Source organism: Ideonella sp. (assembly GCF_036277275.1).
GTDB lineage: Bacteria > Pseudomonadota > Gammaproteobacteria > Burkholderiales > Burkholderiaceae_C > Ideonella.
In genome coordinates, this window is the sequence record NZ_DASUNH010000003.1 from 127,989 (window position 1) to 135,405 (window position 7,417).

At 68.5% G+C, this 7,417-nt stretch carries 6 protein-coding genes; 3 read left to right on the forward strand and 3 right to left on the reverse strand.

From position 1 onward, the window contains the following. Positions 1-9 precede the first annotated feature (9 nt). The gene (locus tag VFY73_RS00990; protein ID WP_329716028.1) at positions 10-1,095 is read left to right on the forward strand and encodes a sulfate ABC transporter ATP-binding protein; all 1,086 of its coding nucleotides are present in this window, start codon (positions 10-12) and stop codon (positions 1,093-1,095) included. A 133-nt stretch (positions 1,096-1,228) separates the two neighbouring features. Beyond that, positions 1,229-1,855: a glutathione S-transferase family protein gene (locus VFY73_RS00995; protein ID WP_329716029.1), complete on the forward strand. Its 627-nt coding sequence runs from the start codon at positions 1,229-1,231 to the stop codon at positions 1,853-1,855. Between the two features lie 113 nt (positions 1,856-1,968). On the opposite strand, the gene VFY73_RS01000 is transcribed toward VFY73_RS00995, so the two are convergent. Continuing rightward, on the reverse strand, positions 1,969-2,913 hold the full coding sequence (locus VFY73_RS01000) for a CysB family HTH-type transcriptional regulator (protein ID WP_329716030.1): 945 nt from the start codon (positions 2,911-2,913) through the stop codon (positions 1,969-1,971). A gap of 127 nt (positions 2,914-3,040) precedes the next feature. Continuing rightward, complete coding sequence (locus tag VFY73_RS01005; RefSeq protein ID WP_329716031.1) at positions 3,041-3,877, reverse strand: MOSC N-terminal beta barrel domain-containing protein; 837 nt, start codon at positions 3,875-3,877, stop codon at positions 3,041-3,043. Positions 3,878-4,012: 135 nt separating this feature from the next. Here VFY73_RS01005 and VFY73_RS01010 point away from each other — a divergent pair, with 135 nt between their 5' ends. Continuing rightward, positions 4,013-6,226, forward strand: coding sequence for a prolyl oligopeptidase family serine peptidase (locus tag VFY73_RS01010; protein WP_329716032.1), 2,214 nt, complete (start codon positions 4,013-4,015; stop codon positions 6,224-6,226). 110 nt (positions 6,227-6,336) lie between these two features. Here VFY73_RS01010 and VFY73_RS01015 read toward each other — a convergent pair. Beyond that, the coding region (locus tag VFY73_RS01015) for a phosphoenolpyruvate carboxykinase (GTP) (protein ID WP_329716033.1) at positions 6,337-7,417 on the reverse strand (1,081 nt) is incomplete at its 5' end.

The following is a 7,417-nucleotide window of genomic DNA, read 5'->3' on the forward strand; positions in this document are numbered from 1 at the left end:
GGATCCATCATGAGCATCGAAGTCCGCAACCTGGTCAAGCATTTCGGCTCGCTGGCCGTCTGTGACCATCTGAACCTGGACATCCCGTCCGGTGAACTCGTCGCGCTGCTGGGCCCTTCGGGCTCGGGCAAGACCACGCTGCTGCGCATGATCGCCGGGCTGGAATCGCCCGACTCCGGCTCGGTGCTGTTCCATGGCGAAGACGCGACCTTCGCCGACGTGCGCGAACGCAATGTCGGCTTCGTGTTCCAGCACTACGCGCTGTTTGGTCACATGAGCATCTTCGAGAACATCGCGTTCGGCCTGCGGGTGCGGCCCACCCGGGCGAAGCCCGGCTCGGGTGACCGCACGCGACCGAGCGAAGAGCAAATCCGCAACAAGGTGACAGACCTGCTGAAGCTGGTGCAGCTCGACGCGCTGGCTGGTCGCTACCCGCACCAGCTGTCCGGCGGCCAGCGCCAGCGTGTCGCGCTGGCTCGCGCGTTGGCGGTCGAGCCCAAGGTGCTGCTGCTGGACGAGCCGTTCGGCGCGCTCGATGCCAAGGTGCGCAAGGAACTGCGCCGCTGGCTGCGCCGCCTGCACGACGAGATGCATGTCACCAGCGTCTTCGTCACGCACGACCAGGAAGAGGCGATGGAAGTGGCCGACCGCATCGTCGTGATGAACGAAGGCCGGATCGAGCAGGTCGGCGCGCCGGACGAGGTCTACGACAAGCCGGCCACGCCGTTCGTGCTGAAGTTCCTCGGTGACGTGAACCTGTTCCACGGCCGCGCCGGCCTGGCCCCGGGACACGACGAGGCGGTCAGCTACGTCCGCCCGCACGAGCTGGACATCGTCGCCGAACCGGGCGAAGGCACCTGGGCGGTGACGCTGGCGCAGACCTTGACCGTCGGCCGGAACACCCGCATCGAGTTCCGCCGCGAAGAGGACGGCTCGTATGTCGACGTCGAGCTGTCGCGCGAGACCTATGTGCGGTTGCGCGATTCGCTCGGCCTGGCCAACGGCCGCAAGGTCTTCCTGCGGCCCCGGCGGGTAACGCGGTTCGCCGTGCCGGCGCCCCACGCGGCGACGCTCGCAGAAGCGGCAGCGGGCTGACGCCGTTCACGCGCGAATCCGGCTGGGCTGCAAGGCCTTCGGGTCGCGCCGAGCGCGTCCGGGCCCGGCTGCGTAAGCTCGCAGGCGAATCGCCCGGTGCCATCGCGCCGGCACGCACCGGAGACCCGTCGGCATGACCTCTTGGACCCTCTTTCTCGCGCCCGGCACCTGTGCCCAGGCGGTGCACATCACGCTGCACGACGCGGGCGCACCGCACGCGCTGCGTGTGCTGGACTTCTCCTCGGCCGAGCAACGCAGCCCGGCCTACCTGGCGGTGAACCCGCGCGGCCGCGTGCCGGCGCTGATCACCGAACAGGGCACGTTGACCGAGGTGCCGGCACTGCTGCTGTTCATCGCCCAGTCGTTCCCGGCCGCCAAGCTGGCGCCGTTGGACGACCCGTTTCGCCTGGCGCAGTTGCAGGCCTTCACCAGCTATCTCTGCTCGACAGTGCATGTCGCGCATGCCCACAAGCGACGCGGGGCCCGCTGGGTCGATGATCCCGGGGCGATCGAGGCGATGCAGCGCAAGGTCGCCGCCAACATGACCGCCTGCTTCGACCACATCGAAGCGGATGTGTTGAAGGGCCCCTGGGCCTTCGGTCAGGACTACACGATCGCCGACCCCTACCTGTTCACGATCGGTGAGTGGCTCGAGGGTGATGGTGTGGATATGCAGCGCTACCCGAATCTGCTGGCGCATCGGGCGCGGATGCTGGCGAGGGAGTCGGTGCAAAGGGCGAAGGCGGCACTCCAGCAATAGGTGGGGCGCGCGCAGCGCCGCCCCCTCCAAGTGGCGTGCGCGGATCCGGCTCTGCCGGTCCGCTGCGCGAGCCCCCTTGGGGGGCAGCCCGCCGGAGCGGGCGTGGGGGTCAACTACAACGGCGCTGACGGCGTTCCCGCCGGAGACGCCTGCGCCTGCTGCACGATGTCCGGCGTCAGGTGCGGGGCGAAGGTCTGGATGAAATCGTAGGCAAAGCCGCGCAGCAGGCCGCCGCGGCGCACCGCGACGCTGGTGGTGTTGATCGAGAACAGGTGGCGTGCATCGAGTGCACGCAGGTGGGCGTCGCGCTGCTCGTCGAACGCGATCGAGGCCATGATGCCGACGCCCAGGCCCAGCTCGACATAGGTCTTGATCACGTCGGCGTCCATCGCGGTCAGCACGACGCGTGGACTCAGACCGGCGCGGGTGAACGCATCGTCGATCGTGCCGCGGCCGGTCAGGCCGGTGTCGTAGGTGATCACCGGGTGCTCGGCCAGGCGGTCGAGCGTCAGGTCACCGTCGAGCAATGCATGGCCGGCCGGCACCACGACCGAGTGGGTCCAGCGGTAGCAAGGCAGCGCGACCAGGTCGGGGTTGTCGGCCAGCACGTGCGACGCGACGCCGATCTCGGCAGCGCCGCTCAGCAGCATCTGGGCGATCTGCTGCGGCGAGCCCTGGTGCATCTGCAGCTGCACCTTCGGGTGCAGTGCACGAAAGTCATGCACCGTCTGCGGCAGCGCGTAGCGCGCCTGCGAGTGGGTGGCCGCCACGCTGAGCACGCCGCTGTCGCCCAGGCGGAAATCGTCGCTGGCGCGCTGCAGGTTTTCGACGTCCAGCAGCGTGCGCTCGACCCACGGCAGCACCCGCTCGCCGGCCGGCGTCAGGCCGGTCAGACGCTTGCCGGCGCGCACGAAGATCTCGACGCCGAGTTCGTCTTCCAGCTCGCGGATCTGGCGGCTGATGCCGGGCTGCGAGGTGTGCAGCGCATCGGCCACCGTCGTCAGGTTGAAGCCCTGGCGCACCGCTTCGCGCACCGAGCGCAATTGCTGGAAGTTCATGTTGGTCGTGTGCCCGATTTCGAACGGTACTTCATCGTTTTTCGCATTATCGAAAGCGGGGCGCCGGGTGCCAACGACAAATGCCGACGATGCTTGCGCGGTGGCCGAATATGGGTTTCCGCCGCGGCTAGAAATTCAGCTCCAGCCACAGCCTGTCACCCGAATGGATCTGGGTGCCGGGGATCGGCATCGCATAGACACCAAAGACCGAGGGGCCGCCCGGGAAGCGCTGGCCGCTCAGGTGGGCCACGGCCAGCGGCAGGGCCTCGCTCGGCTCACCGCTCGACGGGCTCACCCCCGGCACCACGCAGCGAATGCACGGCGCCGACACCGGCATCTGCCACGCGCCCCCGTCCGCGCCGCCGCTGACGCGGGTCACCTGCTCTTCGATGAACGGCAGCAAGGGCTCCGCCGTCGCGCCAAGCACCAGGTTGGGCCGAAAGCGCAGCGCCTCGGCTTCGGCGAGCCCTTCGCTGGCAAGCTGGGCGTTCAGCTCGCCCAACGACGGCACACTGACCAGGTGCAAGGGGTTGATGCCGCGCCGAGCCAGCGCCTGCGCCCCGAGCTGGACCAGGCGCAAAGGCGCCCCGGTGACCCGCCGCAGCAGCAACGCCGCCGCATCTCCAGCGTCGAACGCGTCGAAGGTCTCCATCTCCTTCACGCTGTCGTTCCACATCCGCACGGTGCAAGGCGCATTGGCATCGGCCACCGGCACCTCGATCACCGCCCCGCCGGGCACGCTCAGCTGCAGGCGGTTGCCATGCAGCGTCGGCCGAACCAGCGCCAATCGCGGGTGCGCGCCCTGCCAGGTGACCTCGTTCTTCTCGTCGACCACCGCCCACTCGCGGTCGCCGGCGATCAGGCCTGCCGGGGTGATGTCCAGCTGCGCGACGCCCATCGCGCCGCAGGCCTTGATCGGGTAGATGAACAAGGCGTCGACACGGGCTTCAAGGCGATCGGACATGGCGGGCTTGAGCGGCAAGGCCCCGGATGCTAGCCCGCCGGTGCCGAAGCCGCGGGCCCCGTGTCGCGCAACGTAACATTCGGCGCCTGACCCACCCGGCCGCGTTGTTCCACGGCACTCACTCGGGAGACCCCCATGCCGCTTCGCAAGATTCCGTTGGCCGCCACGCTGCTGGCCGCTGCCCTCAGCGCCCTGGCGGGCCCGCCTTCGACTCCCGTGAAGGACGTGACGCAGGTGCTGCATGGCGTGACGGTGCACGACCCGTATCGCAACCTCGAGGATGTCAAAAGCCCGGCGACGCAGGAGTGGCTGAAGGCCCAGGGTGTGTATGCCGAAAGCGTGCTGGGCAAGATGCCCGAGCGGGAGGCGCTGACCAGGCGCATCGACGAGCTGGGCCGCGCCACCGGTGATCTCGTTCGCGAGATCGTCCGCCTGCCGGGCGACCAGCTGTTCTACCTGAAGCGCGAAGCCGGCTATGCGCAGTTCAAGCTCGTCACCCGCAACGGCCTGTCGGGCACGGAGCGCGTGCTGGTCGACCCCGAGCAGCTGACCCGGGCCAAGGGCGTGCCGCACGCGATCAACTACTTCGTGCCTTCATGGAATGGCAAGCTGCTGGCCTATGGCATGTCGGCCGGCGGCTCGGAAGATGCGTCGTTGTACGTGCTCGACGTGGCCAGCGGCAAGGCGCTGGGCGAGCCGATTCCACGCGTGCACGAAAGCCTCGTGCACTGGGCGCCGGACAGCCGCGCGCTGAGCTACAACCAGATCCGCGAGCTGCCGGCCGGCAGCCCGCCGACCGAGACCTTCCTCGACTCGACGGTCTTCCTGCTGCAGGCCGGGGCCGACACCCGCACGGCCAAGCCGCTGTTCGGCCCGCTGGTCAACAAGGCGCTCAAGCTCGACCGGCTGGACGTGGCCGGCGTGACGTTCGACCCTAGCAGCCGCTACATGCTGGCGCGCACCACCGACACCACCGTGCCGGAGGGCAAGCTGTTCGTTGCACCGGTGGCCGATCTGGGCAAGCCGCAAATCACCTGGCGCCAGGTCAGCGCCTTCGACGATGGTGTCACGGACGTTCGACTGTTCGGCAACACGCTCTACCTGCGCACCCACAAAGGGGCGCCGCGCGGGCGCTGGCTGGCGCTCGATTTGGCCAAGGGCCAGACCGTTGCCGATGCCAAAACCGTGATCGAACAACCGGCCGAAGGTGTGTTGAAGGGCCTGGTGGTCGGCCAGGGCGGCACGCTGTACGCCGAGGTGTCGCGCGGCTTCACGACACGCACCTGGCGCTTCGCACCGGGCCAGGCCCCGGCCGACATGGCGCCGGGCCGCGGCGGCAGCACGTTTGCGATCGATGATCCGGCGCACGCCTTCGCCGACGTGTGGCTGACCAGCAGCGCCTGGACCGAGCCGGCACGAGTGCTGCGCAGCACCGGCCCGGACAAGCCGGCGGTCGACACCGGCCTGCTGCAGATCCGTGTCCCCCCCGGCACACCCACGCTGACGGTCAGCGAGGTGATGGTGCCCAGCCATGATGGCGTGCAAGTGCCGCTGGCGATCATCCACCGCGCCGACCTGAAGCGCGACGTGCCGCACCCGACGCTGCTGGTGGGCTACGGCGCCTACGGCCTGTCGATGGAGGCCTTCTTCAACCCGCGCAGCGTGGCCTGGCTCGAGCGCGGCGGCGTGCTGGCCTATGCCAACGTGCGCGGCAGCGGTGCGCTGGGCGAAGAGTGGCACCGCGCCGGCTTCAAGACCACCAAGCCCAACACCTGGAAGGACGGCATCGCCAGTGCGAAGTACCTGGTCGACAAAGGCTACGCAACGCCGAAGACGCTGGGCATCTGGGGCACCAGCGCCGGTGGCATCTTCGTCGGCCGCGCCGTCACCGAAGCACCGGAGCTGTTCGCCGCGGCGATATTCGATGTCGGCATGATGGACACGATCCGCTCGGAAGAGTCGGCCAACGGCATCACCAACATCAGCGAGTTCGGCACGGTCAAGGACCCGGCCGAGTTCAAGGCGCTGCTGGAGATGAGCACCTACCACCAGATCAAGGACGGTGTGGCCTACCCTGCCGTGATGCTGATCCACGGCATCAACGACCCACGCGTCGATGTGTGGCAAAGCGCCAAGGCTGGCGCCCGCCTGCAGGCCGCCAGCACCAGCGGCAAGCCGGTGTTGCTGCGCCTGGACGGCCAGGCCGGCCACGGCGTGGGCAGCACCGCGACGCAGCAGGCCAGCAAGCTGGCCGACGTCTACGCGTTCATGCTGTGGCAGTTCGGCCAGGCGCCGGGCGCAACGACCACCGCGACGTCGTCGTCGACGCCGGCCGTCAAGACGCCCTGACACCTCTCAGAACGAGAAACGGGCCTCACCGCCAGGTGGGCCCGTCTGCAAGCCGCCTGCTGCGCGGAGCCGGCTTGGCCGGTCCGCTGCAGGGATCCCCTCGGGGGGCCTTATTTCAGCGCCGCTTCCATGCGCGCCTTGGTGTCCTTCAGCGCTTGCGGCAGGTGGTAAGCCAGCTGCGTGAACAGCTCTTCGTGCAGCTTCAGCTCTTCGCGCCAGGCGGCCGGCGCAGCGTCGATGATCGAATCGAACTTCTCGCGGCTGAAGTCGAGACCGGCCCATTCCAGGTCTTCGTAGCGCGGGCTGATGCCGAAGAAGTGTTCTTCGCCGCCGGCCTTGCCTTCGATGCGTTCGATCATCCACTTCATCACGCGCATGTTGTCGCCGTAGCCCGGCCAGACGAACTTGCCGTCGGCGCCCTTGCGGAACCAGTTGACGCAGTAGATCTTCGGCAGCGTGTGGCCGGTGGCCTCAAGGCGCTTTTCCATGTCCAGCCAGTGCTGGAAGTAGTCGCTCATGTTGTAGCCCATGAACGGCAGCATCGCGAACGGGTCACGGCGCACGACGCCCTGCTGGCCGGCAGCCGCGGCGGTCGTCTCCGAGCCCATTGTGGCGGCCATGTAGACGCCTTCCATCCAGTTGCGCGCCTCGGTCACCAGCGGCACCGTGGTCGAGCGACGGCCACCGAAGATGAAGGCGTCGATCGCGACACCCGAGGCATCGTCCCAGGCCGGGTCGAGCGCCGGGTTGTTGGTCGCGGCGACCGTGAAGCGGGCGTTCGGGTGGGCGGCCTTGGCGCCGGTTTCCTTGGCGATCGCCGGCGTCCAGTCCTTGCCTTGCCAATCGATGCAGTGAGCGGGGGCCTCACCCATGCCTTCCCACCAGACGTCGCCGTCGTCGGTCAGCGCCACGTTCGTGAAGATCACGTCGCGGTCCAGGCTCTTCATGCAGTTCGGATTGGTCTCGAAGTTGGTGCCCGGCGCGACGCCGAAATAGCCGGCTTCGGGGTTGATCGCGTAGAGCCGACCGTCGGCATGCGGCTTGATCCAGGCGATGTCGTCGCCGATCGTCGTGACCTTCCAGTCGCCCAGCGCCTTCGGCGGGATCAGCATCGCGAAATTGGTCTTGCCGCAGGCGCTCGGGAAGGCAGCCGCGACGTGGTACTTCTTGCCCGCCGGCGAGGTCACGCCG

What these genes read in the sequence shown, in the direction of transcription:
- VFY73_RS00990 (WP_329716028.1), top strand. Translation starts at nt 10, where the DNA reads ATGAGCATCGAAGTCCGCAACCTGGTCAAGCATTTCGGCTCGCTGGCC.
- VFY73_RS00995 (WP_329716029.1), top strand. Translation starts at nt 1,229, where the DNA reads ATGACCTCTTGGACCCTCTTTCTCGCGCCCGGCACCTGTGCCCAGGCG.
- VFY73_RS01000 (WP_329716030.1), bottom strand. Translation starts at nt 2,913, where the DNA reads ATGAACTTCCAGCAATTGCGCTCGGTGCGCGAAGCGGTGCGCCAGGGC.
- VFY73_RS01005 (WP_329716031.1), bottom strand. Translation starts at nt 3,877, where the DNA reads ATGTCCGATCGCCTTGAAGCCCGTGTCGACGCCTTGTTCATCTACCCG.
- VFY73_RS01010 (WP_329716032.1), top strand. Translation starts at nt 4,013, where the DNA reads ATGCCGCTTCGCAAGATTCCGTTGGCCGCCACGCTGCTGGCCGCTGCC.